The sequence below is a fragment of the Dactylosporangium aurantiacum genome (genome assembly GCF_000716715.1).
In the GTDB taxonomy this organism is placed as follows: Bacteria; Actinomycetota; Actinomycetes; order Mycobacteriales; family Micromonosporaceae; genus Dactylosporangium; species Dactylosporangium aurantiacum.
Window position 1 is genome coordinate 108,735 of the sequence record NZ_JNYJ01000008.1, and the last position, 26,322, is coordinate 135,056.

The window sequence follows — 26,322 nt, forward strand, 5'->3', positions numbered from 1 at the left end:
GCGAACCTACCGAGCGACATCTGCGGAGAACCGGACAAAATGCCCCCCTGTGATGGCGGTCACAATCGGGAATGCCGGTTGGCACATTTGCTCGTACAAACGCATGACACGAAGTGCTGATGCCCAGCTCAGAGGCTGTACAAGGCGTGTATACACAGTTGGTATACACATGGTGTACAGTCCCGCTCATGTCCATCGGTCAAGCGTTTCTGGGGCTGCTCGAGTCCCAGCCCCGCCACGGTTACGACCTGAAGCGGGCCTACGACGAGCGGTTCGGCAGCGACCGCCCCCTCGCCTACGGCCAGGTCTACTCGACCCTCTCCCGGCTGCTGAAGCACGGCCTGGTCACGGTCGACGGCGTCGAGCCGGGCGAGGGCCCCGACCGCAAGCGCTACGCGATCACCCCGGCCGGTGTCGCCGACGTCGAGCAGTGGCTCAGGCAGCCGGAGAAGCCCGAGCCGTACCTGCAGAACACCCTCTACACGAAGGTGGTCCTGGCGCTGCTGACCGGCCGCCCCGCCGCGGAGCTGCTGGACACCCAGCGCGCCGAGCACCTGCGCCTGATGCGTGAGCTGACCCGGCGCAAGACCACCGGCGACCTCGCCGACCAGCTCATCTGCGACCACGCGCTGTTCCACCTGGAAGCCGACCTGCGCTGGCTGGAGCTCACCGCGGCCCGCCTGGACGACCTGGCCCGGAGGGTGCGGCCATGACGGGGCTGCTGGTCGCCGTGGAGCTGACCAAGTCGTTCGGGTCCACGCAGGCACTGTCCGGGGCCTCGGTGTCGATCGACGCCGGCGAGGTCGTCGCCGTGATGGGCCCCTCCGGGTCCGGCAAGTCGACGCTGCTGCACTGCCTCGCCGGCATCGTGCGCCCCGACAGCGGCCAGGTCCGCTACCGCGACCAGGAGCTGTCCGCCATGTCCGACGGGCAGCGCAGCGCGCTGCGGCGCGGCGAGTTCGGGTTCGTGTTCCAGTTCGGGCAGCTCGTGCCGGAGCTCACCTGCCTGGAGAACGTGGCGCTGCCGCTGCGCCTGGACGGGCACCGGCGCAAGGACGCCCAGCGGCGGGCCGCCGAGTGGCTGGAGCGGCTGGAGATCACCGACGTCGCCGGCAAGCGGCCCGGCGAGGTCTCCGGCGGGCAGGGCCAGCGGGTCGCCGTCGCGCGGGCCCTGGTCACCGGGGCGCGGGTCGTGTTCGCCGACGAGCCGACCGGCGCCCTGGACTCCCTCAACGGTGAGCGGGTCATGCGCCTGTTCACCGCGGCCGCCCGCGACAGCGGCGCCGCCGTCGTGCTGGTGACGCACGAGCCACGGGTCGCCGCGTACGCCGACCGCGAGATCGTGGTCCGCGACGGCAAGGCCCTCGACCTGGCCCGGCACACATGACCGGCCCGGCGCCCGCGCCCGCCCGCGCCGGGCGGCTGCGGCGGTGGGCGGCCGAGGTCGCCCTCGGCGCCCGCCTCGCGCTCACCGGCGGCCGCGAGGGCCTGCTGCGCACCGCGCTGACCGCGGTCGGCGTCGGGCTCGGCGTCGCCGTGCTGCTGCTGTCGGTCTCCGTGCCGGTGATGCTCGACGCGCGCTCGGACCGCACCGCCGCCCGCGACGACGACAGGTGGGGCGGCGATGACGTCACACCCGGCGACACGACCGTGCTCACGTTGAACATCAGCACCTCGTACCGTGGCCAAGGCATCCGCGGCAGGCTGGTGCGACCCGACGGCGAGCACCCCGTCCTTCCCCCGGGCGTGCGGGCGCTGCCGCCACGCGGCACCATGCTCGTCTCCCCCGCGCTGCGGGACCTGCTCGCCTCCCCCGAGGGTGCCCTGCTGCGCGACCGCATGCCGGGCAAGGTCTCCGGCACCATCGGCAAGGCCGGTCTGGCGGGCCCGTCCGAGCTGGCCTACTACGCGGTCCGCGACGACCTGGCCTTCGGCCAGCCGCAGGTCCAGCGGATCGACGGCTACGGCAGCCGCGGCGTCCAGGACCCGCTCGACCCGTTCCTGCTGATGCTCGTCGTGGTCATCTTCGTCGTGCTGCTCATGCCGGTCGCGATGTTCGTGGCCGCCGCGACCCGCTTCGGCGGCGAGCAGCGCGACCGGCGCCTCGCCGCGGTCCGGCTCGTCGGCGCCGACGGCGGCATGACGCGCCGCATCGCCGCCGGCGAGGCCGTCGTCAGCGCGACCCTCGGGCTGCTCGTCGGGGGGCTGTTCTTCCTCGCCGGCCGGCAGTTCGTGGAGATGTTCGAGGTCGCGCGGCTCAGCGTGTACCGCACCGACGTCCGCCCGCCGCTGCCGCTGCTCGCCCTGCTCGTCGTGTCCGTGCCGCTGGCCGCCCTGGCCATGAGCCTGGTCGCGCTGCGGCGGGTCGTCGTCGAGCCGCTCGGCGTCGTGCGCCGCGCGGCGGCCCGCACCCGCCGGCGCCTGTGGTGGCGGCTGCTCACCCCGGTCGCCGGGGTCGCGCTGCTCGTGCCGCTCACCGGCCGGCGCGGCGACTTCAACCCGTGGCAGGCCGTGGCCGGCGTGTCACTGGTCCTGCTCGGCGTCGCGCTGCTGCTGCCGTGGGTCTTCGACCGGGTCGTCGGCCGCCTCGGCGCCGCCGGCGGGCTGTCGTGGCAGATGGCCGTGCGCCGCCTGCAGCTGTCCGGCGGCAGCTCCGTGCGCGCCGTCGGCGCGATCGCGGTCGCCGCGGCCGGCACGATCGCGCTGCAGATGCTGTTCGCCGCCGCCGAGGCCGAGTACACCAAGGACACCGGCCAGGACACCACCCGCGTGCAGGCGGTCACGACCGTCACCATGTCCGGCCTGTCCGCGGTCACCGACACCGCCGGGCTCGACGCCCGCCTCAAGGCCGCCGGCGCGACGTCGGTCAGCACGTACCGGCGCGAGATGCTCCACCAGGGCGAGGACGTCTACGTCGAGATCGCCGTCGCGGACTGCACCGTGCTGCGTGAGCTGGCCGAGCTGGACCGCTGCGCCGACGGCGACGCGTTCCTGCTGGAGCGGCCCGAGCTGGCCGGCCAGGAGGTCACGACCGGTGAGCAGTTCGAGCACGCGTGGACGGTCCCGGCGGGCGCCCGCACCGCCAAGGCCCGCCCCGGCCCCTACGGCCGGGCCGACATCGGGCTGCTGGTCACCCCGTCGGTCGCGCCGGCGCCCCGGGCCGAGCCGGCGTTCGTGTCGTACGTCGGCCTGACCCCCGGCGACCCCGACGCGGAGGAGCGGCTGCGCAACGCCGGCATGGCGATCAACCCCACGATGGACGTCACGGTCCTGCGCTCCCGCGCCGTGGACACCACGTTCGCCGGCATCCGCCGCGGCCTGTTCGCCGGGGCGACCGTCACCCTGCTGCTGGTCGGGCTGAGCCTGCTCGTCGGCACCGTCGAGCAGCTGCGCGAGCGGCGGCGGACGCTGGCCGCCCTGGTCGCGTTCGGCACCCGCCGGTCCACGATGGGCTGGTCGGTCCTGTGGCAGACCCTCGTACCGGTCGCCCTCGGCCTGCTGCTGGCCACGGCGCTCGGCCTCGGCCTCGGCGGGCTGCTGCTGGCCACCGTGGACGTGCCGTTCCACGCCGACCTGGCCGGCATCGCGGTGGTGTGCGGCATCGCCGGCGGTGTCGTGCTGCTCGTCACCGCCGCCAGCCTGCCGGCCCTGTGGCGGCTCATGCGCCCCGACGGGCTGCGCTTCGAGTGAGTTTTGTCGTACCCCCCGGCTACGGTCTCGGGTGTGCGGATGGAGCAGTGGTGGGAGCTGATCGAGTCGGCGCGTTCGGAGTGCGGCGAGCGCGCCGACGACCGTGACCCGCCCGACGACCCGCTGCCGGACGCGGTCCTGGACCGGATCGCGGCCCTGCCGCCCGAGCAGATCATCGCGTTCAGCCGGGTGTTCTCGACGGTGTTCGACACGGCGTATCTGGCGCCGCTGTGGGCCGCTGCCTACCTCATCGAGGGTGGCTGCGGCGACGACGGGTTCATGGACTTCCGCGCGGGCCTGATGCTACAGGGCCGCGCGGCGTTCGACCGGGCCGTCGCCGACCCCGACTCCCTCGCCGACCTGCCGGTGGTCCAGCGCATGGGCACCACCGACAAGGGCTGGCTGGGCTGCGAGACGATGCTGTATGCGGCCCGGACCGCGTACACCCGCCGCACCGGCTCACCGGACGGCTACGACGCGGCGTTCGAGGGTTCGACACCACGACCGGCGCCGGCGCGGGGCGAGCAGTGGGACGTGGAGGACGACGAGGAGATGCGCCGCCGCCTGCCCCGACTGTCGGCATTGTTCTTATCGGACTGACCGCGTTCCTTGTCGGACTGACCGCGTTCCTTGTCGGACTGACCGCGTTCCTTGTCGGACTGACCGCGTTCCTTGTCGGACTGAGCAGCCACTGGGACGGCTCACGTTTACTGGCACGGCTCACGTCCACCGGCACGGCTCACGTCCACTGGGACGGTTCACGTCCACTGGGACGGTTCACGTCCACTGGGACGGTTCACGTTTACTGGGACGGTTCACGTTTACTGGGACGGTTCACGTTTACTGGCACGGCTCCTGGCCGCCGGCGTGGGCGGCGACCGCTTCCCCAGACAGCGACCGCTCCCCCGCCGGCAGTCACCGGCCCGGCCCGTCAGCGGTGGCGGGCGTCCGCCACCGGCGCGTCCGCGTCCGCTGTGGCGGCGGGCACTCGCCCAGACGACGGGCACTCGCCCAGACGACGGCCACTCGCCCAGACGACGGCCACTCGCCCCGGCAACCGTCCTCTGACCGACTGGGCCTTGCTCCTTTCGGGCGCCCTGTGCCACTCCTCCGGCGGATGGGCCGCCTTTCCGCGGCGGCAGGGCAACTCGTGTGAGCCGGCGGCAGCGCGGCCCATGTCACCCATGCGGCCTGCGCCAGCGTGCACCCCTCACCGTGTGAGCCGGCGTCACTCCGCCATCCACGTCACGGCGCACCCTGCGTCACCTGCGAATCGGCCTTCCGCACAACCACAGCACCGCGCAAGCCGGACGCCACCGCGCAAACCACGCCACCGCGCAAGCCGGACGCCACCGCAAAAGCCGGCGTCACCGCAGGAGCCGGGCGTGTCGTCGGCGTGCGAGCAAGAGGCTCCAGCCATCGGCCCGACGCAGCATCGAGCATCGTCCGAAGCCGGTCCTGGCCGTAGCAGCACCGATGCCGGCGGCAACGGCCATGGCGGACAGCACAGGCGGCGCTGGCACACCAACCACAACAAGCCCGGCCGCGGCCGGAAAAACCCCCCGGACGCGACACCCGGCGGTGGCATGATCCTGGGCATCGTGGACGGAGGCGGGATGCGGTGGGTGCGGGCGCTGGCGGCGCCGGACGATATCGGGGAACTGGTCGCGGCGCGGTGCGGGCTGGTCGTCACCGGGTGTGCGCTGGTCCGGTCGCTGACGAACGACGTGTACCGGGTCGAGACCGCCGGCGGGGCGTACGCGTGCAAGGTGTACGGAACAGGGCGGTACAGCGCCGGGCAGGTCGCGTGGGAGCAGGAGCTCGCGGCGCACCTCGCGGCGGCCGGGGTGACCGGGGCGGTGCCGGTGCCGGTCGACGGGGGCGCGCTCGTCGGCAGCCTGGACGCGCCGGAGGGGGTGCGGCTGTTCACGGTGACGGTCTGGGCCGGTGGTGACAAGCCCCGGCCGCCGTGGACCGACGGGCTCTTCCGCCGGTACGGCGCCGCGCTGGCCCGGCTGCACACAGCCGCGGACGGGTTCACCAGTGCGCGGCCGGGGCGGGCCGACGATCCGCTGGCCACGTTGGAGGCGTGCCTGCCGAGCGTCGAGGATCCGGTGGTGCACGAGGTGGCGGCGGTGGCGCGGGAGCGGCTGGCGGGAGCGGAGCTCGACATCGGGGTGCGGCACGGGGACGCGAGCCTGGACAACCTGCACCTGACCGCCGGCGGCGGGCTGCTGTGGCACGACTTCGACCTGGCCGCGGTCGGCTGGCGGGCGGCGGACCTGACCGGCGCGTACGGCGGGGCGCACTGGCCGGCGTTCGTCGAGGGGTACCGGACGCTGCGCCCGATCGACACGGGCGCCGTGGCCGCGTTGCGGGTGGTGGAGCTGGTGCGCAACGTCGCGTGGCACCTCACGGACAAGGTGGCGCTGCGCGGCACCGAGTCGGTGGGTGAGGGCTGGGTCGAGCGCGAGCTGGCGAGCCTGCACCGCATGCGCGACCAGCTCTGAACGCCGCTGCCGGCGCCGGGCAGCCGCCGCTCACAGCTGCCCGGCGCCGGACCGGTGTCGCCGCCGACACCCGGACGGCGGCGAACAGGGTGCCGGAGCCGTTGGCGGGGACGTGCCGGGCTCCGGCGGCGTCCGGCCGGGTGCGCCGCGATTGCACACCCGGCCGGAACGGTGCGGGGCCTTACCCGACGGCGCAGTTGGTGCCGTTGAGGGTGAAGGCGGTCGGTATGGCGTTGGTGGTGTTGTTCCAGGAGGCGATGAAGCCGAATTCGACGCTGCCGCCGTTGCCGCCGATCGTCTTGGTGTAGTCGACGTTGGTGACGGTGACGTTGGCGCCGGACTGGGCGTTGACGCCGCCCCAGATCTGGTTGATGACCTGGCCGTTGGCGTACGTCCACTTGAGGTTCCAGCCGTTGACCGGGGTGGCCGAACGGTTGGTGATCTTCACCGCGCCCTGGAAGGCGCCGCCCCACTGGCCGGCGACGGAGTACGTGACGGTGCACGCGGCCGACGAGGACTGCGACGGGGACGAAGACGGCGACACCGAGCGGGACGGTGACACCGAGACCGACGGCGACACGGACCGCGACGGCGAGACCGACGTGGACACCGACGGCGACGCGGAGTACGACGACGGCGGGGCGCCGGTGCGGTCGCCGTAGATGATGCCGCGGCCGTTCGTGCCGAGGTACACCCGGCCGTAGACGCGCGGGTCACCGGTGATGGTGTCGCCGATGTTGCCGTACTGGTGCTGGTCGTCGTTGATGCGCAGCCACGAGGCGGCGGTGTCGTCGGAGCGGTAGACGCCCTTCTTGCCGTCGACCTGCGCCACGGCGAACACCGCGACGTTGGGCCGGCCCGGTGCGCCCTTGCCGAAGCCGACGGCGTTCGCCGCCTGTACCGTGGCCACCTTGGTGAACGTGGTGCCACCGTCGGTGGAGCGGAACAGCCCAGACGTGCCGCCCGCGAGCCAGATCTCGCCGGCGACGCCGGGCACCGCCTTGAACGTGGCGGTCGTGGGCAGTCCGGTCGCGAGCGCGGTGAACGCGGCGCCGCCGTTGGTGCTGCGGTAGAACGTGCCGTTGGCGAAGCCGTAGAACGTGTTCGGGTTGACCCGGTCGGACTCGACGACCGCGTTCTGCGGGATGCCGGTGGCCTGCGTCCACGTGTTGCCGAAGCCGACGGTGTACACGACGGCGCTGTTCTTCGGCGACCAGACGAACCTGGAGCCGTCGGCCGCGGCGGCGATCGTGCCGCCCTCGTTGATGCCGCCGGGCTCGCTGCCCTGGAACCAGTTGGCGCCGCCGTCGGTGGAGAACGCGGCGTGGCTGTCGTTGGGCCGGTCGCTGTCGGTGAAGCTGCCGGCGCGGACCAGGATGCTCGGGTTGAGCTCGGCGTAGTCGAGGCTGGTGGTGCTGGTGAAGTACGGCGACTGGAACATCAGCGGCGGCACCGCGTCGAGGTTGGTGTGCCGGAAGCCGCCGATGTCGCCGAGGCCGGAGATGAGCGGCGCGCCGGACGGCGGGCTGATGAGGTCCAGCACCGCGGTCTCCTCCAGGCCCGCGGCCATCGGCTTGATGGTGATCTGGCCGCCGGTGTCCCAGGTGGTGAGGTCGGTGCTGCCGTAGACGGTGGCGCCGGTGCCGTACATGAACCGGTTGGAGTTGAAGGGGTCGATCTCCATCGACTCGGTCATCCAGCCGAGCTTCGGGGTGACCTCCGGCGGCTGCGGGTTGGCGCCCAGCGACAGCCACGGCGAGCGGCTGACGTCCATCTTGTACCGGAAGCTGCGGTTGGGGTAGCTGGTGAAGTCCCAGATGCGGGTCCACGTGGCGCCGCCGTCGGTGCTGCGGAAGAAGATGACGTCCGGCCACCAGGCGATCTGCGTGGCGACCATGATGGTGTTCGGGTGCTGGCGGTCGATGGTGAGGCCGCTGTAGCCGAAGTAGTCGTCGGAGCTGCTGGACGGGATCGGGCTGATCTGCGTCCACGCGCCGGTGGCGGTGTTGTACTTCCACACGTCGCCCTTGGCGCCGTCGTACGGGCCGCCGGTGTCGCTGGTCGCGATGTACAGGTAGCCGCCGGCGGTGTCCAGCACGCCCTTGTGCGCCATGTACCCGGTCGGCTGCCCGGCGAGGCGCTCCCAGGTCGTGCCGCCGTTGGTGGTGCGGTAGACGGTGTTCTGCTTGTCCGCGACGCCGACGTAGATGGTCTGCGTGACGTTGCCCGCGGTGCCGCTGCGCTTGTCGAACGTCACCCAGGTGACGCCCTGGTTGTCGGTCAGGTACCCGTTGGGGTCGTTCGGGTCCTGCGCGTAGTTGCCCGGGTTCGGGAAGGACGTGACCTTCGACCATGTGACGCCGGAGTCGGTGCTGCGCCACAGGCCGTTGCCGCTCGGGGCGCCCAGGTACAGGACCGAGTTCTTGTTCGGGTCGATCGCGAGCCGCTCGCCCATGCCGCGGCCGGGCATGTTGCCGCCGAGCTTGAAGGGCAGCGGGCTGGCCTGCCAGGTGGCGCCCTTGTCCGAGGAGCGCAGGATCGCGCCGTTGTTGGGGTCCCAGCTGTTGGTGTACATGCCGGCGGCCACGTAGACCTTGTTCGGGTCCACGGCGTCGGTGGCGAGGCTGACCACCCCGTTGTAGCCCCAGTTGTCCTGGCCGACCCAGTCCAGCAGCGGGATCCACCGGTTCGTGGCGGGGTCGAGGCGGTACGCCCCGCCGATGTCGGTCCGCGCGTAGACCAGGTTCTGCTGCGTCTGGTTGAAGATGATGCCCGGGACGAACCCGCCGCCCTCGATCTGCACGTTCTTGAGCGTGTACGGGTCCGCGGCCGCGGCCTGCGCGGGGCTGGTGGCGGTCTGCACGGCGACGCCGACGGCGACGACCGTCACCGCCCCCGCCAGCCCGGCGACGAGCCCTCTCAGCTTGGTTCGCATGGGGCGCATGGTGTGAGCGGTCGATGTCCCGGGTCAACGATGCCCCAGTCCCGGTCCAGGTCACGGCCCCGCGGGCCGTGAAACTCTCACCGAACGTAAGGTTGGGCTCCGTGAGACGCGCCCGACCACTGATCGCTCTGGCCGCCGCGCTCGTCCTGGGCGGTTGGCTGCTGTTCTCCCCGACGTCCCGGGACGTGCCGCCGACGGTCGCCCCGTCGGGTGCCGGCACCGTGACCGCGACGCTGCAGCCCGGGGTGACGCCCGCGCGACTGGCCGACGGGACGATCTACACCCCGCTGCTGTACCTGGACACCGGCACCTCGGTCGGCACGGCACCCTCGGCGGACGGCACGGTCGAGCGGCTGCTGCTGCGGGGCGCCGGCGCACCGCGTGAGCTGCGCAGCGTGCCGAAGGACCGGTTCCCGCAATGGCTGGGCGTCACCGTCGACGAGGGCGTCCTGTACTGGGCGGAGTCCTCGGCGACCGCGGCCGGGCCGTACGAGACGCGGCTGTGGCGGGCCCCGGTCGCGCCGGCCGCCGGCCCGCCGGTCGCGGTGACCGCCGACACGGGCGGGATCGTGTTCTTCGACTCCCAGTACGACATCGTCGTCGCCGAGGGGCGGCTGCACTGGGTCGCGGCGACGCCCGACGACGCGCCGAAGACCGAGCTGCGCTCCGTCGCGGTCGGTGGCGGCGCCGTGACGACGCAGGTCATCGAGGGCCGGTACCGGTGGACCGCCTGGCCGTGGCTGGTGAGCGTCGACCCGGGCGCGCCGGCACTGCTGAACCGCGCCGACGGGCAGCGGCGCCCGGTGCCGGCGACCGCGGCCGAGACCCTGTTGTGCACCCCGGAATGGTGCCGGGCCATCGCGGAGACCGCGAGTGGGCGTAACCTGATCGACGTCATGCACGCCGACGGCAGCGACCGGCGGCGCCTGCCGGGCGACCTCAACGCCATCGGCGTCGACGTCGGCCTGCTGGACCGTTTCGAGCTGCTGACCGGCGTGGAGGGTGAGTCGCTGCGGCTGCTCGCCTACGACCTGCCGACCGGGCGGACCGTCGTCCTGGCGGGAGAGGTCGGCGTGGTGACGGCCAAGGCGAATCTGGTCTGGTGGTCCACCGGTAACCCGGAGCCGACCGACTGGCACGTGCTGGACCTGCGGCGGCTGGCGTAGGCCCTAACCCTGCCGCCGGCAGATATAGAACGTGTGCTCGAATGGTGAACGGCCGTAGAGGCTGGTTTCCGGCGCCCACACGCCGGTCACCTCAACAATGGGGGGTTTTGTGACGAGTCCAACGGCCGCGGCGTCGACCAAGATCGACGCCGCGGTGCTGAAGATCGCGGGGGTCGTGGTCCTCGGCGCGATCATGTCGATCCTCGATATCACCGTCGTCAGCGTGGCGCTGCCGACCTTCCAGACCGAGTTCAACGCGTCGTACGCGACCGTGGCCTGGACGATGACCGGATACACCCTGGCGCTGGCGACCGTCATCCCCCTCACCGGCTGGGCGGCTGACCGGTTCGGCACCAAACGGCTGTACATGGTCGCGCTCGCCCTGTTCACGATCGGCTCCGGGCTGTGCGCCACCGCCGACTCGATCGGCCAGCTCATCGGCTGGCGGGTCGTGCAGGGGCTCGGCGGCGGCATGCTGATGCCGCTGGGCATGACGATGATGACCCGGGCCGCCGGTCCGGAGCGCATCGGCCGGCTCATGGCGATCCTCGGCATCCCGATGCTGCTCGGCCCGATCACCGGCCCGATCCTCGGCGGCTGGCTCATCGACGACTACAGCTGGCACTGGATCTTCCTGATCAACCTGCCGATCGGCGCCGTCGCGCTGGTCTACGCCGCGCTCGCGCTGCCGAAGGACGACCCGAAGCCCTCGGAGTCCTTCGACTTCCTCGGCATGCTCATGCTGTCGCCGGGTCTGGCGCTGTTCCTGTTCGGCGTGTCGTCGCTGCCGGAGACCCAGTCGTTCTCCGCGACCAGGGTGTGGCTGCCGATGCTCATCGGCGCACTGCTCGTCATCGGCTTCGTGCTCTACTCGTTCAAGCCGGAGCACCCGCTGCTGGACCTGCGGCTGTTCAAGAACCGCAAGCTGACCATCGCGACGATCACCCTGTTCGTGTTCATCATCGCCTTCATGGGCGCGGGCCTGCTGTTCCCGAGCTACTTCCTGCAGGTCGGCGGCGAGTCCACGCTGCACGCCGGCCTGCTCATGGCGCCGCAGGGCATCGGCGCGATGCTGACGATGCCGATCGCCGGCATGCTCGCCGACAAGGTGCCGGTCGGGCGGACCGTGCCGTTCGCGATGGCGCTCATCGCGGCCGGCTTCTTCACCTTCACGCAGGTCGGCACCGACACGTCGTACTGGCTGCTGTGCGGCTCGCTGTTCGTGATGGGCCTCGGCATGGGCGGCACGATGATGCCGATCATGACGTCGGCGCTGAAGACGCTCGGCCATGCCGAGGTCGCCCGCGGCTCCACGCTGGTCAACATCCTGCAGCAGATCGGTGGCTCGGTCGGCTCGGCCGTCATGTCCGTGATCCTGACCAGCAACCTCAACGAGTCGGACCCGGTGCCGGGCTCCAACCCGCCGGTCACCGAGGCGCAGCTGGCGATCGCGGCGCAGCACTCCGACCAGATCAAGGCGCAGGTGCCGCCGGCGCTGTTCGAGAAGGGCCTGCAGTTCGTGGCGGACTCGTTCGCCTCGACCTTCTGGGTCGGCTTCGCCCTGGTCCTGGCGACGTTCATCCCGATCGCGTTCCTGCCCCGCAAGCGGGAGAAGACCGTGGCCGGCGACGACGCCACGACCGGCGCCGCGACCCCGGTGATCGTGCACTGACACCGGCGCGCACACGACGACAGGCCGCTCCCGGTTGCCGGGGGCGGCCTGTCGCGTCACCGGTCACGCCATAGTGACGGACCCCGCGAAGAACTCGGCGAACGGCTGCACGAACTCCGGCCGGGCGATGTTCGCCGAGTTGTGCGACGCCCGCGGGATGCACAGGGCCCGCCCCCGTGCGGTGACGTCCGCGACCGCCTGGCAGTTCTGCATGAAGTACCGCGGGCTGCGCGCGCCGGCGGTCAGCAGCAGGTCGGCGGTGATGCCGGCATAGTCGGTGGCCGGGCCGTCGTGCTCGAAGATGCGGCGGACCTCCGGCGGGATCGTGGGCATCAGGTCCACGAACCGGCGCCCGATCGGCGTGCGCAGGAACAGCTTCGTCATGCCGACCGCCACCCCGAACGGCACCTTCGCGCCGATGTCGTCCGGGTACGTGGCGCGCGCCATCACCGTCATCGCCCGGGCGTACTCACCCTCGCTGACGAGCCGCTCGAACTCGGGGATGTACTGCCCGGACGGACGGCCGTCGATGCTCAGGCCCGGGTCGTACACCGCGATGCGTTCCAACGGCATCGTGAGCCCGGCGCGCAGGGCCACGAACCCGCCGCCGCTGTGCCCGAACACGCTGCGGGCGCCCGTGTGCTCCAGGACCGCGCCGAGATCGGCGAGGTCGGTCTCCACCGTCTCCGTGCCGGTCAGCGGCGCCGAGTCCGGGCGGCCGCGACGGTTGTACAGGTGCACCGTGAAGCGGTCGGCAAGAGCGTTCGCCAGCCGCCGGTAGTCCCACTCGCCGACCCCACCGCCGTGCAGGATCACGATGCCCGGCCCTGCACCGGTGGAGTACACCGTGACGACCGCGCCGTCCCCCGACGTGACCTTGTCGACCCGCATCAGACCCTCCCTCAAAGTGCGAACACCGTTTGCAGTTTAGCGGACGCTCGCGAATGCGCGACCCCTATGCAGAACTAGGAGTAGCTGTGTAGAGTACGGGCATGGGTGTGCTGCGCATGACGACGCCGCGGCTGCTCGTGCTCCGGGCGTTGCTCGACGACCCCGGGCGCGAGCGCTACGGCCTCGATCTGGCCACAGAGGCCGGCCTGGAGCCGGGCACGATCTACCCGATCCTCGTCGCGTTCGAGGGCGCCGGCTGGCTGTCCAGCCGCGAGGAGGAGATCGACGTGCACGCCGCCGGCCGCCCCCGCCGCCGCTACTACCTGCTGACCGCCGAGGGCGTCACCGCCGCCCGGTCCGCGCTCGCCCGCCGCCGCGCTCCCCAGCCGGGCCCCGACGCCGGGCGGCTCGCGTGGTGACCGGCGCCGCCCCGGCGGCGCTCTCCCGGGGCCTGCGCCTCGCCGTCGCGGCGCTGGCCCTGCTGCTGCCCGGCGGGTTCCGCGACCGGCAGCGCGCCGAGTGGACCGCCGACCTCATGACCCTGCCGGCGGGCCGGTGGCGGTATCTGTCCGGCGCCGCCCGCACCCTCCCGGCCCTGCACGCCGCCGCCAGGCGCGCCGGCCTGGCCCGCGGCCCCGCCGTCGCCGGCCCGGCCCCGCTCGCCCTGGCCGCGCCCGCCCGCATCCTCCTCGCGGGCCTCGGCTGGCCGGTGCTGTCCTGGCTGCTGGTCGTGCCGCTGCCATATTTCGTGTTCGACATCCCCGACCGCATCGCCAGGACCGGCGTCGTCGACCCGAAGAGCCTCTGGCCCGGCGGCGTGCTCTTCTGGGTGCTGCTGCCCCTGATCCTGGCGTTGACGTTCGGCGCGTATGTCGCCCTCGCCGGCGGCTGGCTGCTCGCCGCGACGATCGGCCTGGCCGGCGCCGCCGTCGGCGCCGCCTGCCGCCGGATCTGGCTCGCCGTGGCCGGTCTGGCCCTGGCCGCGGCCGCCCTGCTCGCCGTCACGGTCGCCGGCCTGCCGATGTTCGACGCCGACCCGGGCTACGGCGCCGCCCTGCTCGGCACGGTCGCCGTCGGCCTCGGCCTGTGGGGCCGCAGCCTCGGCCGCTGGCAGCGCGGCTGGCTCGTCACGGTGGGCCTGGCCGCCGCGGCGGTGCTGGCCGCCCACCACACCACTCTCGGAGCCGCCATGCACGCGTGGTACCTGGACTGACCTCCCGCGCAGGACCCGGCCGCCACCGCCGACGCGCAGGACGACACCGCTGCACCCCGCCCGCCACGCCGCCGGGCCGCGCGGCGCACCGCTGGACGGACTGGGCCGGGCGCGGTGCCGGGCGGGATCGCGGCGCTGGACTTGGCGCGGCGCTGGCCTCGCCGCCCGGCGGGGCACGGTGCTCGGCCGGGCTCGCCGCTCGGCCGGGCTCGACGCTCGGTGGGGCACGGCGAACGCGGGGTCGGGCGCGGGGCCGGGCGGGATCGCGGCGCTGGACTGGGCGCGGCACTGGGCTCACCGCCCGGCGGGGCACGGTGCTCGGCCGGGCTCGACGCTCGGCCGGGCTCGACGCTCAGCCGGGCTCGACGCTCGGCGGGGCGCGGTGCGCGGCGAACGCGGGGTCGGGCGCGGTGCCGGGCGGGATCGCGGCGCTGGCCTCGCCGCCCGGCGGGGCACGGTGCTCGGCCAACGTGGGTCGGGCGCGGGGCAGGGCGCGGAGTCGGGCCGGACGCAGGGCTCGGCCGGGTCGGGCTGGGTGACACTGCGCGCCGGGCTGCACCGTGAGCGGCTCTGCACCGTGAGCTATCGTGCGCCACGGCAATGCCCGAGGCGGTCAACCGGCACTGCACGACCAGCGGCGCTGCACGACCAGCGGCGCTGCACGACCAGCGGCGCTGCACGGACGGCGGCACTGCACGGACGGCGGCACTGCACGATGAGCCGCCTGCGGCCCCGACAACGCCGACGCGGCCGACCGACACGGCACGACGCGGAGCCCCACGCAATGACTGGCGCCGCGCGGCCACCAAAGACAACGTGGACAACCGGCACCGCACGGCAGGCAGGCTCCGTGACGACCGACCAGCGCCGCGCGGCCACCAGGACGACGCGGACGAGCACCGCCGCACGGCATACGGCCTCCCCCCGCGACCCCGGGGGCACGCCGAAATGGGCCCGGGCCAGCAGCTGTGCTCCGCGGTCGTGCGACCTCCGCAGCGTTCCGCCCGGCTCGCCGGGTCCGCCGGAGCGGTTACCGGGGCGACCCGGCGCCACCGACCCGCGCGCCTGCCGGCAGTGACGCGGCCGGTGGGGGATCCGCCTCGGTCGCTTCAGGCGAAGTCATCCCGCCGGCGGCGGCCGGCGTCTCAGGAGTCGCGGTGGGCGGCGTACCACGGCGGCGGTGCAGCAGCAGGGCGGTCAGGCCGCCGGCCACCAGGCCCCAGAAGGCGGACCCGATGTTCAGGATCGTCATTCCCGACGCGGTCACCACGAACGTCACCACCGCGGCCTCCCGCCCCGCCGGCTCGGTGACGGCGCTCGCCAGGGAGGCGCCCAGGGCGGACAGCAGCGCCAGGCCGGCGACGGCGACGACGAGGACCGGCGGGGAGAGCAGGACCAGGGCCATCGCCAGGCCGGCGCCCAGGCCGAGGGCGAGCTGGCCGGCGCCGAGGGCGGCCGTGGCGACCCAGCGGCGGCGCGGGTCGGGGTGGGTGTCGGGGCCGGCGGTGAGGGCGGCGGTGATCGCGGCCAGGTTCAGGGCGTGGCCGCCGAACGGGGCGGCCAGGGCGCTCGCCACGCCGGTGGTGACGAGGACGCCGCGCAGGGGTGGGGTGTAGCCGTACGTGGCCATGACGGCCATGCCGGGGACGTTCTGCGCGGCCATGGTCACCAGGAACAGCGGCACGGCGATGCTGACCAGGGCCGGCACGGTGAACGTGGGCGTGGTGAACACCGCCGCGGGCGCGACGGAGACGCCGGTGAGGTGCACGCCGCGCACGGCGATGGCGAGCACGGCGGCGAGCAGGGCGCCGGGGACCGCCCACTGCCGGGCGAACCGGGTCAGCAGCGCCCAGGTGAGCACGACCGGCACGGCCAGCTCCGGCACGTCGACGACGGCGCGGACCGGGGCGGTGCACAGGCTGAGGATGACGCCGGCGAGCATGGCGCCGGCGATGGGGCGCGGGATGGCGGCGATCGCCCGGGCGAGCCACGGCGACAGGCCGGCGACGACGATGAGCGCGGCCGAGACGAGGAACGCGCCGACGGCGGCGGGCCAGCCGCCCTGCACGTGGCCGGTCGCGACGAGCAGCGCCGCGCCCGGCGTCGACCAGGCGATGCTGATCGGCATGCGGTGCCGCAGCGCGAGGTACATGGCGGTCGCCGCGATGCCGGTGCACAGCGCGAGCAGCCCCGACGCGGCCTGCGCGGGGCTCGCGCCGACGGCGCGCAGGCCGGCGAGCACCACCGTGAACGAGCTCGCGTAGCCGACGACCGCGCTGACCAGACCGGCCAGGATCGGCTGGGCCGTGTCGAACCGCCGCATCCGGGTACCTCCACCGACGGGGCGTTCCGTATATGGAACGCGGGAGCCGGATGTCACCATAGCCACGTGGAGGAGCGCGGGACAAGTCTCGGGGACCGGCTGCGGGAGCTGCGCGCCGCGCGCGGGCTGTCGCTGTCGGAGCTGGCGCGGGTCGCCGGCATCGGCAAGGCCACCCTGTCGGGTCTGGAGCACGGCACCAGGAACCCCACGCTCGAGACGTTGTACGCGGTGGCGGGGGCGTTGGGCGTACCGCTGACGGCGCTGGTGCGGGAGCAGCACGGCGAACCGGTCCGCGGGTCGGCGGTCACCGCGACGCTGCTGGAGGTGTTCGACGAGCCGGGGGTGACGTTCGAGCTGCTGCGCATGTGGGTGCGCCCCGGCGTGGTGCAGCACTCGCCGCCGCACGCCCCAGGCGTGACCGAGCACGTCACGGTGTGGCAGGGGGTGCTGCGCGCGGGCCCGGCCGGCGCGCCGCTGGTCGCGGGGCCGGGCGAGCACATCGCGTGGGCCGCCGACGTGCCGCACGTCTACGGCACCGTCGGCCCCGACGAGGTCGTCGCCACGCTGCTGATCAGGTCCCCGCGCGCCTGACCGGGCCCGCACGCCCGGTCAGGCCGCCGCCCGCGCGGGTCGGCACCCGCGCGGGAAGACCACGCGGGAAGACCACGCGGGAAAGACCACGCAGCGAAGGCCCGCGCAGGGAAAGGCTCGCGCAGGGATCAGTCGACGGTGGTGTCCTCGGAGTCCTCGTCGTGCTCTTTGCCGTGGCCGGTGACCCCGTCGACGATCGCGTCGATCGGCTGCCCGATGTAGTCGAAGTCGGGCACCGCGATGCGCTCCGCCTCGTCGCGGATGGTGGCGTCGTCCACGGTGGAGTCGACCCGCGGCACGCTGTTGCTGTGATGGGTGGTCATACCGTTCAGGTTTCCGGCACGGACGGCGATCAAACGGCCGCCGCCCGAACGGCACGCGATGGTGTGTGATGATCGGGCGCTGTGTCCCGTCTGATCCTGCTGTGCGGTCTGCCCGGCGCGGGCAAGACGACCCTCGCCCGCCGGCTCGCGGCCGCGTTGCCGGCGGTGCGGTTGAGCCCCGACGAGTGGCTGGCGGACCTCGGCATCGACCTGTTCGACGAGGCGACCCGGGCCCGCCTGGAGCGCCGCTTCTGGGCCCTCACGCAGGAGCTGCTGCCGCTGGGCCAGCCGGTGGTGCTGGAGTCCGGCTTCTGGACCAGGGCCGAGCGCGACGAGCTGCGGCTCGGCGCCCGCGCGCTCGGCGTCCCGGTCGAGCTGCACTACCTGACGGCCCCCGTCGACGAGCTGGCCCGCCGCATCGCCGCCCGGACCGCGGCCGGCGAGCCGGCCGCGGTGCCGATCAGCCGGGAGCGGCTCGACGGTTACCTGCGGCACTTCCAGGCGCCGACGGCCGAGGAACTGGCGCTGTTCGACCCGCCGGTCATGCCGCGGTGAACCTGGCGGCCGGCGCGCCCGTCAGGTGCCCCGGCGGCAGCAGCCGGCCACAGACGACCAGCAGCAGGTCCTGGGCCAGGCCGCGCAGCGGCTCGCCGGTCCCCAGGCGCCAGTCCAGGTCGGTGGCCCGCAGCTGGACGCCGGTGAGGTCGGCGCCGAAGTAGTCGACGTTGCGCGGCCGCATCGAGTCCAGGACCAGCATGAGCCGGTCGGCGGGCACCCGCCGGTCGAGGCCGAGCGCGACGGTGCTGTCCAGCCCGTGGATGACCTCGTGCGACAGCGCCCCCGCCAGCCCGCCGCCGGGCGGCGACCAGGGGTGCGCGGCGTTGTCGCGCAGGGCGCGCAGCAGCGCCTCCGCCGGCATCCGGGCGGCGTCGCGGCGGGCGACCCGGTCGGCCATGCGGTTGAACCGGCCGCCCGAGCGCAGCAGCTCCCATACGAACGCGCCGCCGCTCATCCGGAACGGCATCGTGGTGTGCGCGAGCACCTCCCGCACCCGCCACCCGGCGCACAGCGAGGGCGCGTCCCACTGCTGCGGCGTCAGCCCCGCGAACACCTCCGCCAGCTCCGTGCGCTCCGCCGTCACCGCGGCCAGGACCTGATCCTGTGACATCCAAACCTCCGACGTTGTGGTGCTGTCGTCAGGGTGTACGTCGGGGACGGGCGCGACTCATCGGTCGCGGGCGCGGGCCGGATACACTGCCGAGTCATGACGACCTTGACCCGCCGCCTCGCCACGGTCGCCGCCGCCCTGGCCATCGGGGTGGGCGCGCTGACCGCGTGCAGCTCCGACAACGTGGACTGCACCACCAACGCGTGCACCGTCACGTTCGACCGCGGAGTGGAGGCGGAGTCCAGCGTGCTGGGCGTCGACGTCAAGCTCGTCGGCGTCGACAACGGGGTGGTGAAGGTCGACGTCGGCGGCACCACCGTGAGTGTGCCGGTCGACGGTTCCACCCAGGCCCAGGGCTTCGACATCACCGTGCAGAAGGTCACCGACTCGCAGGTCGTGATCCGGGTGCAGACCAGCTGACCGCCACCCGGCGACGCCGGCCCTACCGGCCGGTAGGGTGTCCGGCGTGAACCTCGTCGCGCTGGTCCTGGTCGGCCTCGTCGCCGCGCTGCACGCGTACTTCCTGGTGCTGGAGATGTTCCTGTGGACCGCGCCGCGGACCCGGGCCGCGTTCGGCACGACCGCGGAGTTCGCCCAGGCCAGCAAGGCACTCGCGGCCAACCAGGGCCTCTACAACGGCTTCCTGGCCGCCGGCCTGGTCTACGGCATGCTCGCCGGTGACCCGGTCGGCTTCGCGATGCGGGTGTTCTTCCTGGTGTGCGTGATCGTCGCCGGGGTGTACGGCGCCGCCACGGCGAGCCGCCGGATCCTGCTCGTGCAGGCGCTGCCGGGCGCCCTGGCCCTCACGGCGGTCGTGATCGCCCACTAAGGCGATCCGCAGCGGGTTACGCTGCGTCAAGTGAAGATCACTCGCTGTCTCCTGGCCCTGAGTCTGACCCTCGCCGCGGGCGCCTGCGCCAAGAAGGACGAGCCGGGCGGCGAGGGCGGCACCGGCGGCGGGTTCAACGCCGGGCTCACCGAGGTCGTCAACCCCTCGACCGCGAGCGGCGGCACGCTGAAGCTCGCCAGCGCGCACGACGTCGACTCGTGGGACCCGACCCGCTCGTACGTGACGGCCGTCTACAACCTGCAGCGGCTCTACGTGCGCACGCTGCTCACCCCCGACGCCAAGCCGGGCGCCGACGGGCTGAAGCTGGTGCCGGACCTGGCCGCGGCCGCGCCCACGATCTCCGCAGACGGGCTGACGTACACGTTCACGCTGCGCGACGGCATCCGGTTCGAGGACGGCTCGCCGATCACGTCCAAGGACGTGCGGCACGGCATCGAGCGGCTGTTCGCGCAGGAGGAGCTCAGCGGCGGGCCGACGTACCTCATCGACCAGCTCGACCAGGGCCAGCACTACCGGGGCCCGTGGGCGGACAGCACCGGCCTGCGCAGCATCGCCACCCCCGACGACAGGACCGTCACGTTCAAGCTGGCCGAGCCGTTCGCCGACTTCCCGTACCTGCTCGCGATGGGGGTCGCCGCGCCGGTACCGGCGGCGAAGGACACCGGCGCGAAGTACGGCGACAAGCCGGTCGCCTCCGGACCGTACCGGTTCGAGTCGATCGAGCCGGGCAAGGGCGCGGTGCTGGTGCGCAACGACGCCTGGGACCGCGCCACCGACACGGTGCGCCGGGCCCTGCCGGACCGGGTCGAGCTGGTGATCGGCACCGACCCGAACGAGATCGACCGGCAGCTGCTGGACGGCACCCTCGACGCCGACGCCGGCCAGGGCGGCGTGCAGGCCGCGACCCAGCCGAAGATCCTGCTCGACCCGGCGCTCAAGGCCCGCGCCGACGAGCCGACCACCGGCTTCGTGCAGTACGCGGCGATGAGCACGGCCGTGCCGCCGTTCGACAACGTGCACTGCCGCCGGGCCGTGCAGTACGCGGTGGACAAGACCGCCGTGCAGACGGCCCGCGGCGGGCCGGACGCGGGCGGCGACATCGCCGGCGGAATGCTGCCGCCGGGCATCCCCGGCCACGACCCGGGGCTGGACCCGTTCCAGAGCGGCGGCGGCGCACCGCAGCCGCAGAAGGCGAAGGAGGAGCTGGCCGCGTGCGGCAGGCCCGACGGCTTCGAGACCGTCATCGCGGCCACCGACAGCCCCAGGGCCGGCAAGACCGCCGAGGCGATCCAGGCGTCCCTCGCGGCCGTCGGCATCAAGGCCCGCATCGAGGCGTCCGACCCGTCGCTGTACGCCCGGCAGGTCGTCGGCTCCCCCTCGAACGTGCACGCCAAGGGCTACGGGCTGATCCTGAGCGCCTGGTCGGCGGACTTCCCGACCGGGTACGGCTTCTTCCCGACCCTCGTCGACGGGCGCCTCATCCTGCCCAACGGCAACAACAACTACGCCGAGCTGTCCGACGCGGCGATCAACGACCTGATCGACCGGGCCCGTGCCACCACGGACCCGGTCGCCGGGGCGAAGCTGTGGTCCCAGGTCGACGCGGCGGTCATGGACACCGCGGCGATGCTGCCGCTGACCTACGACAAGGTGCTCAACTACCGCAACCCGAGACTCACCAACGTGTTCGTGAACCAGTACTACGGGATGTGGGACGCCACCGCGCTCGGCGTCGCCTGAGGTGCTACGCGGCGCGGACGCCGGCCGCCGGGCGCAGCATCGCGTACAGCGGCGGGCCGTCACCGATCGGGACCGGGTCGGTGTCGGCGTAGCCGTGCCGCGCGTACAGCGCCGCGTTGCGCCGGCCGGTCGCCTCCAGGTACGCCGGCAGCCCGTCGGCGTCGGTGACCCGGTGGTGCTCCCGCAGCAGCCGGCTGCCCAGCCCCCGGTTCTGGGCGGCCGGCGCGACGCCGAGGAACGCCAGGTAGTCGTGGGTCATCCCGTCCGGGTGCGCGGCCAGCATGTCCTCGTCGAGCCGGACGAACCGCTCGGTGGCCGCACCGCACGCCGCGGCCAGCCGCCGGTCGTAGTCGTCGATCTCCGGCTCGAACTTGCCGTCGAGGCGCACCCACGCCGCCGCCGCGGCACCGTCGGCGCTCAGGTACACCGTGCCGTGCTCGACGAACCACGGCGTGACGAGGTCGAAGTAGCGCCGGTACACCTCGATCCGCTCGGCGTGGTCGGGCACCAGCCAGTGCGCGATGGCGGTGTCGTCGAGCGCCGCGGCGAGGACCGCCGCCACGGCGGCGACGTCGCCCGCCCCGGCGCGACGCAGCGCCGGGACGGTGGAGGTCGACGTCACCGGGGACCGGTGCGGTGTGCGGCGGTGTCCTCGGGCTGGACGGAGAGCAGCGCGGCGTTCACGCCCTGACCGATGCCCCGGTACGTGTCGGGGTTCGCGGAACGCAGGAACGCGGCCCAGACCGCGCCGACGACCGCGGCGGCGAGGAACAGCCCCGGGAACAGGTAGCGCTCCAGGTCGTCGGGTTTGACGCCGAGCAGCGTGTCGAACTCGACGATGGTCACGATCAGCACCGCGAGCAGCAGCACCGCGCCGATGCCCGGGGCGATGAACCGCCGCCACAGCGACACCTCGGCGAGCTCGCCGTCGCGATTGCGCATGAAGTACGCGAGGATCGCCACCGACGTGACGGTCATCAGGATGAGCACGCCGAAGCCGCCGGTGACCGTCCACCAGAAGAACAGGTAGACGACCGGGTCCTTGTCGGCGAGCGCGAAGATCGCGAGCACGGCCAGGGCCAGGATCGACTGGGTGATCGAGCCCCACAGCGGCGCCCGGAAGCGGCGGCCGGTGGCGCCGAACCAGGCGAACAGCACCCGCTCGCGGCCGAGCGCGAACGTGTACCGGGCGGCGGTGTTGTGGAACGCGAGCAGCGCGGCGAACAGGCTGGTGATGAACAGCGCGTGGCCCAGGACCAGCCAGATCTCCGCGAGGTGCGGGCTGACCAGCACGAACATCGTCTCGGTGCCGTTCGCGGTCGACATCTCGACGATCTTGTCCGGTCCGGCGGCGACGGACATCGCCCACGAGCAGAACGCGTACAGCAGGCCGATGATGAGCAGCGACAGGTACGTGGCGCGAGGGATGTTGCGCTTGGCGTTGCGCGTCTCCTCGCTGTACACGGCGGTGGACTCGAAGCCGACGAAGCCGGCGACGGCGGTGGCGAGCGCCGCCCCGGTGCCGGCGCTGAACAGCTGCGACGGGTTGACGGTGTCGAACGTGACGGTGCCGCCGGCCGGGTGCGCGAGTTCCACCACGGAGAAGATCAGCGCGATGATGACCTCGGCGCCGAGCAGCACGCCGAGCACGATGCCGCTGAACTCGATGCTGAGCACGCCGAGCACGGCGATGACGGCCCAGGCGATGCCGGCGCACACCCACCACGCGAGGTTGATGCCCCACTGGTCGGCGAGGAAGCCCTTGAGCACCGCGCCGAACCCGCCGTACAGGCCGATCTGCATGAAGTTGTACGCGAGGACGGCGACACCGGCCGAGCTGAGCCCGAGGACCCGGCCGAGGCCCTGGGTGACGTAGGCGTAGAACGCGCCCGAGTTCACGATGTGCCGGGACATCTCGGTGTAGCCGACGCTGAAGATGCCCAGCACGACGGCCATCGCGACGTACGCGACGGGGATGCCGAGGACCTGCGTGACGGCCCAGCCCGCGGTCGCGCCGCCGCCGATGACGGTGAACGGCGCCGCGGCCGCGATCACCATCAGGATGACGGTGAGCACCGTCAACTTGTTCTGGTCCAGTGCTGAATCGATCTTGCTGACGTAACCGCCTGTTGGCGGCGCGGTGGAGACAGGCATGACGTCCTCCGGGGAAGTGAGGGGGATGCTGCTCTAGCGTCCGTTCATGACCTTGTTGCCGATGACGACCCGGGTTTCCTGGATCAGGGTCTGCACATCGGCGTGCGACTGCTGCATGAGGTGCTCGAAGTACGCGTGCGCCGGCTGTCCACCGCCGTCGAGAATGCTCGGCAGCAGACCGGTGGCATCGGCGATGCCCAGCAGGTGCACGTCGATCTGATCAATCGGTCTGCGCTGCGCCAATGCCGTTCCGAGCCGTACGCGAGGCCAGACGAAATCGTTGGTGTCGGTCGGCAGATAGAACGTGTAGCGGCGCAGCAGCCGCCGGCCTTCCTGGGGGATGACGTGATTGCCGGCGACCAGACGACGGGCGACCCGCTCGTAGGACTCCATCGACAGGTAGGTGAGCCAGGTCCGCACGTCCCTGGGGACGCGCTCACCGCGGATGTCGTCCAGGACCGCGTGCGCGACGGAGTCGCCGGGGGTGGCACCGGCGCGGACCAGCAGCAGGCCGTCCTCGACGGTGAGGATGCCCGCCCAGCCCAGCTCGCCGATGAGCGCGGAGGCGAGCCCGATCCTGGTGGCGTCGTCGGAGAGCCGCAGGGTGCCACTGCGGTCGTCGTGGCAGAGCCGGAAGAAGTCGTCGGCCAGCGGCTCGCGACGCCTGCGGTCAGACAGCAACCGCGTGCCATTTCGCCTGGTGCCGCACAGTCGTCCCCCATGAATGCAATCCGCCGGTCCGAGTCCGGAAAGCACCGTAGCGGTTGCCCACGACGTACTTCAATCCCGAACGACGTTTTAACACCATGGAAACGCCTCGGTCCAGGTGGCCACCGGTGGCCATTGCGAGGTCAGACAGGATATGACGATCTTCGATTGCAAGAGTTTTCACCCGGCCACCGGCGACCCGCCGCGCAAATGGCTCGCAGCCGGGCGGCCCGCCCCCGGTAGGGTGGATCCACATGGATGTGTTCACGATCGCCGAATCCGGCGACGGGCCGTACGGGATCACGACCGGTCCGGACGGCGGGCTGTGGTGCACCCTCGTCCATGCCGGTGCCGTCGCCCGGATCGCGCCCGACGGCACGGCGACCCGCTTCCCCCTCACCGGCGACGGCCCGGCGCTCATCACCACCGGCCACGACGGCGCGCTGTGGTTCACCCTCATGCGGGCGGGCGCCGTGGGGCGTGTCACCACCGCGGGTGCCGTGTCGCTGACCCGGGTGCCGGACGCGCAGGGCCTGTACGGCATCGCCGCCGCCCCCGACGGCGCCATCTGGTACACCTCGATGCGGCCGGACCAGGTGGGGCGGCTGGCACCGGACGGCACCGCGACGGTCGTGCCGATGCCGGCGGGCTCCATGCCGTCGATGCTGACCGTGGGTGCCGACGGCGCGCTGTGGTGCACCCTCAACCAGGCCGGCGCCGTCGCGCGGGTCACCCCGGACGGCGCCGTGACCGTCGTCGCCCTGCCGACCCCGGACGCGGCCCCGGTCGGCATCACCACCGGCACCGACGGCGCCGTCTGGTTCGTGGAGATCGCCGCCGGCCAGGTCGGCCGGGTCACCCCCGACGGCACCGTCACCGAGTTCCCGCTGCCGGACCGGGCCGGCCGCCCGCACGCGATCACCGCGGACCCGGCGGGCGGCTGCTGGTTCACCGAATGGGCCGGCAACCGCGTCGGCCACATCACCCCGGACGGTGGCGTCACCCTTTACGACCTGCCGGTCCCCGACGCCGAACCGCACGGCATCGCCGTCGCCGCGGACGGCACCGTGTGGACGGCCCTGGAGACCGGCGCGGTCGCCCGGCTGACCCGGCGCTGAGCGCCGGGCCCGCCGGGGGTCCTACGACAGGACGCGCAGCTGGACGGTGGTGGCCATGTTGGACAGCTGGGCGAGGATCTCCGCCGGGTAGTCGATCGCGATGTCGGCCAGCAGGTATCCGAACTCGCCGCGGGTGGCCAGGATCTGACCCTCGACGTTGACCTTGTGGCCGGCGAGGATGCTGTTGACGTCGGCGAGCACGCCCGGCACGTTGTGGTGCAGCAGCGCGATGCGGTGGGTGTCCGGGGCCTGCTGCAGGTTGAGCGACGGCAGGTTGACGCTCAGCGTGGTGGAGCCCTCCTGCACGTACTTGTGCAGCTTCTCCGCCACGAACGAGCCGATGTCGGACTGCGCCTCCTCGGTGGAGCCGCCGATGTGCGGGGTGAGGATGACGTTGGGCAGGCCGCGCAGCGCGGACTGGAACTCGTCGCCCTTGGCCTTCGGCTCCTTCGGGAACACGTCCACGGCGGCGCCGGAGAGGTGGCCGTTGACCAGGTGCCGGCGCAGCGCCTCGTGGTCGATGACGAAGCCGCGGCTCAGGTTGAGGAAGATGCTGCTGGGGCGCATCTTCGCGAACTGCTCCTCGCCGAAGAAGCCGCTGTTGCCCGGCCGCCCGTCGACGTGCAGGGTGACGATGTCGGACCGCTCCAGCAGCTCGTCGAGGGTGTCGCAGCGCTGCGCGTTGCCCAGGGCCAGCTTGTCGGCGGTGTCGTAGAAGTACACCTTGAGGCCCAGGTTCTCGGCCAGCACCGACAGCTGGGTGCCGATGTTGCCGTAGCCGACGATGCCGATCGAGCGGCCCCGGACCTCGTGGCTGCCCGTGGCGTCCTTGTCCCAGACGCCCGCGTGCATGCCGGCGTTCTTCTCGGTGAGCCGCCGGGTCAGCGCGATGATCTCGGCGACGGCGAGCTCCACGACGCTGCGGGTGTTGGAGAACGGCGCGTTGAACACCGCGATCCCGGACTCGGCCGCGGCGCGCAGGTCGATCTGGTCGGTGCCGATGCAGAACGCGCCGATCGCCCGCAGGTGCGGCGCGGCGGCGAGGGCCGCGGCGGTCACCTGCGTCTTGGACCGGATGCCCAGCAGGTGGACCCCGTCGAGCTTGGCGATCAGCTCGTCCTCGTCGAGCGCACGCCCGAGGGTCTCGACCACGTATCCCTCGGACCGCATCCGCTCGACAGCGACGGGGTGGATGTTTTCGAGGAACAGGACCCGCACCGGGTCGCTCTGGGATGTCTGTGACTGCACCCCACCAACCCTA

The 26,322-nt window shown here is 72.8% G+C and carries 24 protein-coding genes; 15 read left to right on the forward strand and 9 right to left on the reverse strand.

Annotated features, from left to right (window positions below):
- Positions 1-188: 188 nt before the first annotated feature.
- The 5 genes from OP18_RS11460 (at position 189) to OP18_RS11480 (ending at position 6,200) form a co-directional block, all read left to right on the forward strand.
- A complete protein-coding gene (locus OP18_RS11460; protein WP_033358776.1) occupies positions 189-713 on the forward strand; it encodes a PadR family transcriptional regulator in 525 nt (174 codons plus the stop codon).
- Entirely contained in the window at positions 710-1,387 is a 678-nt protein-coding gene (locus OP18_RS11465) for an ABC transporter ATP-binding protein (protein ID WP_033358777.1), read from the forward strand. Before OP18_RS11460 ends, OP18_RS11465 begins: the two co-directional genes overlap by 4 nt.
- Positions 1,384-3,690 carry an FtsX-like permease family protein gene (locus OP18_RS11470; RefSeq protein WP_063745484.1) on the forward strand — a complete coding sequence of 769 codons (2,307 nt, stop codon included), beginning with the start codon at positions 1,384-1,386 and terminating at the stop codon, positions 3,688-3,690. The genes OP18_RS11465 and OP18_RS11470 overlap by 4 nt, the downstream gene beginning before the upstream one ends.
- 39 nt (positions 3,691-3,729) lie before the next feature.
- Complete coding sequence (locus tag OP18_RS11475) at positions 3,730-4,290, forward strand: DUF4240 domain-containing protein (RefSeq protein WP_033358778.1); 561 nt, start codon at positions 3,730-3,732, stop codon at positions 4,288-4,290.
- A gap of 1,016 nt (positions 4,291-5,306) precedes the next feature.
- Entirely contained in the window at positions 5,307-6,200 is an 894-nt protein-coding gene (locus OP18_RS11480) for a phosphotransferase enzyme family protein (protein WP_033358933.1), read from the forward strand.
- 181 nt (positions 6,201-6,381) lie between these two features.
- Here the strand turns inward: OP18_RS11480 and OP18_RS11485 are convergent, their stop codons facing one another.
- Positions 6,382-9,135: a cellulose binding domain-containing protein gene (locus tag OP18_RS11485; protein ID WP_033358779.1), complete on the reverse strand. Its 2,754-nt coding sequence runs from the start codon at positions 9,133-9,135 to the stop codon at positions 6,382-6,384.
- 110 nt (positions 9,136-9,245) lie between these two features.
- Here OP18_RS11485 and OP18_RS11490 point away from each other — a divergent pair, with 110 nt between their 5' ends.
- Positions 9,246-10,310, forward strand: coding sequence for a hypothetical protein (locus OP18_RS11490; RefSeq protein WP_052386550.1), 1,065 nt, complete (start codon positions 9,246-9,248; stop codon positions 10,308-10,310).
- Positions 10,311-10,407: 97 nt separating this feature from the next.
- On the forward strand, positions 10,408-11,982 hold the full coding sequence (locus OP18_RS11495; RefSeq protein ID WP_033358780.1) for a DHA2 family efflux MFS transporter permease subunit: 1,575 nt from the start codon (positions 10,408-10,410) through the stop codon (positions 11,980-11,982).
- A gap of 63 nt (positions 11,983-12,045) precedes the next feature.
- On the opposite strand, the gene OP18_RS11500 is transcribed toward OP18_RS11495, so the two are convergent.
- Positions 12,046-12,873, reverse strand: coding sequence for an alpha/beta fold hydrolase (locus tag OP18_RS11500; RefSeq protein ID WP_033358781.1), 828 nt, complete (start codon positions 12,871-12,873; stop codon positions 12,046-12,048).
- Positions 12,874-12,974: 101 nt separating this feature from the next.
- On the opposite strand from OP18_RS11500, the gene OP18_RS11505 reads away from it, so the two are divergent.
- Both OP18_RS11505 and OP18_RS11510 read left to right on the forward strand, forming a co-directional pair.
- Positions 12,975-13,292 (forward strand): PadR family transcriptional regulator, encoded by a 318-nt coding sequence (locus tag OP18_RS11505; RefSeq protein ID WP_245635344.1) that lies wholly within the window; start codon positions 12,975-12,977, stop codon positions 13,290-13,292.
- Positions 13,289-14,086, forward strand: coding sequence for a hypothetical protein (locus OP18_RS11510; protein WP_156089445.1), 798 nt, complete (start codon positions 13,289-13,291; stop codon positions 14,084-14,086). The genes OP18_RS11505 and OP18_RS11510 overlap by 4 nt, the downstream gene beginning before the upstream one ends.
- Before the next feature lie 1,030 nt (positions 14,087-15,116).
- On the opposite strand, the gene OP18_RS11515 is transcribed toward OP18_RS11510, so the two are convergent.
- On the reverse strand, positions 15,117-16,409 hold the full coding sequence (locus OP18_RS11515) for a benzoate/H(+) symporter BenE family transporter (protein WP_033358783.1): 1,293 nt from the start codon (positions 16,407-16,409) through the stop codon (positions 15,117-15,119).
- A 66-nt stretch (positions 16,410-16,475) separates the two neighbouring features.
- Here OP18_RS11515 and OP18_RS11520 point away from each other — a divergent pair, with 66 nt between their 5' ends.
- Positions 16,476-17,000 carry a helix-turn-helix domain-containing protein gene (locus OP18_RS11520; RefSeq protein ID WP_033358784.1) on the forward strand — a complete coding sequence of 175 codons (525 nt, stop codon included), beginning with the start codon at positions 16,476-16,478 and terminating at the stop codon, positions 16,998-17,000.
- A gap of 128 nt (positions 17,001-17,128) precedes the next feature.
- On the opposite strand, the gene OP18_RS57030 is transcribed toward OP18_RS11520, so the two are convergent.
- Positions 17,129-17,323, reverse strand: a complete 195-nt coding sequence (locus tag OP18_RS57030) for a hypothetical protein (RefSeq protein WP_033358785.1) — start codon at positions 17,321-17,323, stop codon at positions 17,129-17,131.
- 81 nt (positions 17,324-17,404) lie between these two features.
- Between OP18_RS57030 and OP18_RS11530 the strand changes: the two genes are divergently transcribed.
- Positions 17,405-17,878 carry a P-loop nucleotide/nucleoside kinase family protein gene (locus OP18_RS11530; protein ID WP_033358786.1) on the forward strand — a complete coding sequence of 158 codons (474 nt, stop codon included), beginning with the start codon at positions 17,405-17,407 and terminating at the stop codon, positions 17,876-17,878.
- On the opposite strand, the gene OP18_RS11535 is transcribed toward OP18_RS11530, so the two are convergent.
- Entirely contained in the window at positions 17,865-18,491 is a 627-nt protein-coding gene (locus tag OP18_RS11535) for a maleylpyruvate isomerase family mycothiol-dependent enzyme (protein WP_033358787.1), read from the reverse strand. The two genes, OP18_RS11530 and OP18_RS11535, sit on opposite strands and share 14 nt — an antisense overlap.
- A gap of 96 nt (positions 18,492-18,587) precedes the next feature.
- On the opposite strand from OP18_RS11535, the gene OP18_RS11540 reads away from it, so the two are divergent.
- The 3 genes from OP18_RS11540 to OP18_RS11550 are packed head-to-tail and all read left to right on the forward strand — an operon-like array spanning position 18,588 to position 21,081.
- Positions 18,588-18,911, forward strand: coding sequence for a hypothetical protein (locus tag OP18_RS11540; RefSeq protein WP_033358788.1), 324 nt, complete (start codon positions 18,588-18,590; stop codon positions 18,909-18,911).
- Between the two features lie 46 nt (positions 18,912-18,957).
- The gene (locus OP18_RS11545) at positions 18,958-19,320 is read left to right on the forward strand and encodes a DUF1304 domain-containing protein (protein ID WP_033358789.1); all 363 of its coding nucleotides are present in this window, start codon (positions 18,958-18,960) and stop codon (positions 19,318-19,320) included.
- A gap of 30 nt (positions 19,321-19,350) precedes the next feature.
- The gene (locus OP18_RS11550) at positions 19,351-21,081 is read left to right on the forward strand and encodes an ABC transporter substrate-binding protein (RefSeq protein ID WP_033358790.1); all 1,731 of its coding nucleotides are present in this window, start codon (positions 19,351-19,353) and stop codon (positions 21,079-21,081) included.
- A 4-nt stretch (positions 21,082-21,085) separates the two neighbouring features.
- Here the strand turns inward: OP18_RS11550 and OP18_RS11555 are convergent, their stop codons facing one another.
- Genes OP18_RS11555 through OP18_RS11565 form a run of 3 tightly spaced genes read right to left on the reverse strand, consistent with a single transcriptional unit; the run spans position 21,086 to position 23,991 of the window.
- The gene (locus OP18_RS11555; protein ID WP_033358791.1) at positions 21,086-21,703 is read right to left on the reverse strand and encodes a GNAT family N-acetyltransferase; all 618 of its coding nucleotides are present in this window, start codon (positions 21,701-21,703) and stop codon (positions 21,086-21,088) included.
- Complete coding sequence (locus OP18_RS11560) at positions 21,700-23,235, reverse strand: APC family permease (protein ID WP_052386552.1); 1,536 nt, start codon at positions 23,233-23,235, stop codon at positions 21,700-21,702. The genes OP18_RS11555 and OP18_RS11560 overlap by 4 nt, the downstream gene beginning before the upstream one ends.
- Positions 23,236-23,268: 33 nt before the next feature.
- Positions 23,269-23,991: a GOLPH3/VPS74 family protein gene (locus OP18_RS11565; RefSeq protein WP_081970651.1), complete on the reverse strand. Its 723-nt coding sequence runs from the start codon at positions 23,989-23,991 to the stop codon at positions 23,269-23,271.
- A 206-nt stretch (positions 23,992-24,197) separates the two neighbouring features.
- Here OP18_RS11565 and OP18_RS11570 point away from each other — a divergent pair, with 206 nt between their 5' ends.
- A complete protein-coding gene (locus tag OP18_RS11570) occupies positions 24,198-25,061 on the forward strand; it encodes a Vgb family protein (RefSeq protein WP_033358792.1) in 864 nt (287 codons plus the stop codon).
- Positions 25,062-25,082: 21 nt separating this feature from the next.
- Here OP18_RS11570 and serA read toward each other — a convergent pair whose 3' ends face one another.
- Positions 25,083-26,309 (reverse strand): phosphoglycerate dehydrogenase, encoded by a 1,227-nt coding sequence (gene serA, locus OP18_RS11575; RefSeq protein WP_081970652.1) that lies wholly within the window; start codon positions 26,307-26,309, stop codon positions 25,083-25,085.
- Positions 26,310-26,322: the final 13 nt, after the last annotated feature.

Coding starts and splice junctions, on each gene's coding strand:
- OP18_RS11470 (WP_063745484.1), top strand. CDS start 1,384: ATGACCGGCCCGGCGCCCGCGCCCGCCCGCGCCGGGCGGCTGCGGCGG.
- OP18_RS11500 (WP_033358781.1), bottom strand. CDS start 12,873: ATGCGGGTCGACAAGGTCACGTCGGGGGACGGCGCGGTCGTCACGGTG.
- OP18_RS11505 (WP_245635344.1), top strand. CDS start 12,975: ATGGGTGTGCTGCGCATGACGACGCCGCGGCTGCTCGTGCTCCGGGCG.
- OP18_RS11465 (WP_033358777.1), top strand. CDS start 710: ATGACGGGGCTGCTGGTCGCCGTGGAGCTGACCAAGTCGTTCGGGTCC.
- OP18_RS11460 (WP_033358776.1), top strand. CDS start 189: ATGTCCATCGGTCAAGCGTTTCTGGGGCTGCTCGAGTCCCAGCCCCGC.
- OP18_RS11485 (WP_033358779.1), bottom strand. CDS start 9,135: ATGCGAACCAAGCTGAGAGGGCTCGTCGCCGGGCTGGCGGGGGCGGTG.
- OP18_RS57030 (WP_033358785.1), bottom strand. CDS start 17,323: ATGACCACCCATCACAGCAACAGCGTGCCGCGGGTCGACTCCACCGTG.
- OP18_RS11480 (WP_033358933.1), top strand. CDS start 5,307: ATGCGGTGGGTGCGGGCGCTGGCGGCGCCGGACGATATCGGGGAACTG.
- OP18_RS11540 (WP_033358788.1), top strand. CDS start 18,588: ATGACGACCTTGACCCGCCGCCTCGCCACGGTCGCCGCCGCCCTGGCC.
- OP18_RS11560 (WP_052386552.1), bottom strand. CDS start 23,235: ATGCCTGTCTCCACCGCGCCGCCAACAGGCGGTTACGTCAGCAAGATC.
- OP18_RS11475 (WP_033358778.1), top strand. CDS start 3,730: ATGGAGCAGTGGTGGGAGCTGATCGAGTCGGCGCGTTCGGAGTGCGGC.
- OP18_RS11570 (WP_033358792.1), top strand. CDS start 24,198: ATGGATGTGTTCACGATCGCCGAATCCGGCGACGGGCCGTACGGGATC.
- OP18_RS11535 (WP_033358787.1), bottom strand. CDS start 18,491: ATGTCACAGGATCAGGTCCTGGCCGCGGTGACGGCGGAGCGCACGGAG.
- OP18_RS11495 (WP_033358780.1), top strand. CDS start 10,408: ATGGGGGGTTTTGTGACGAGTCCAACGGCCGCGGCGTCGACCAAGATC.
- OP18_RS11515 (WP_033358783.1), bottom strand. CDS start 16,409: ATGCGGCGGTTCGACACGGCCCAGCCGATCCTGGCCGGTCTGGTCAGC.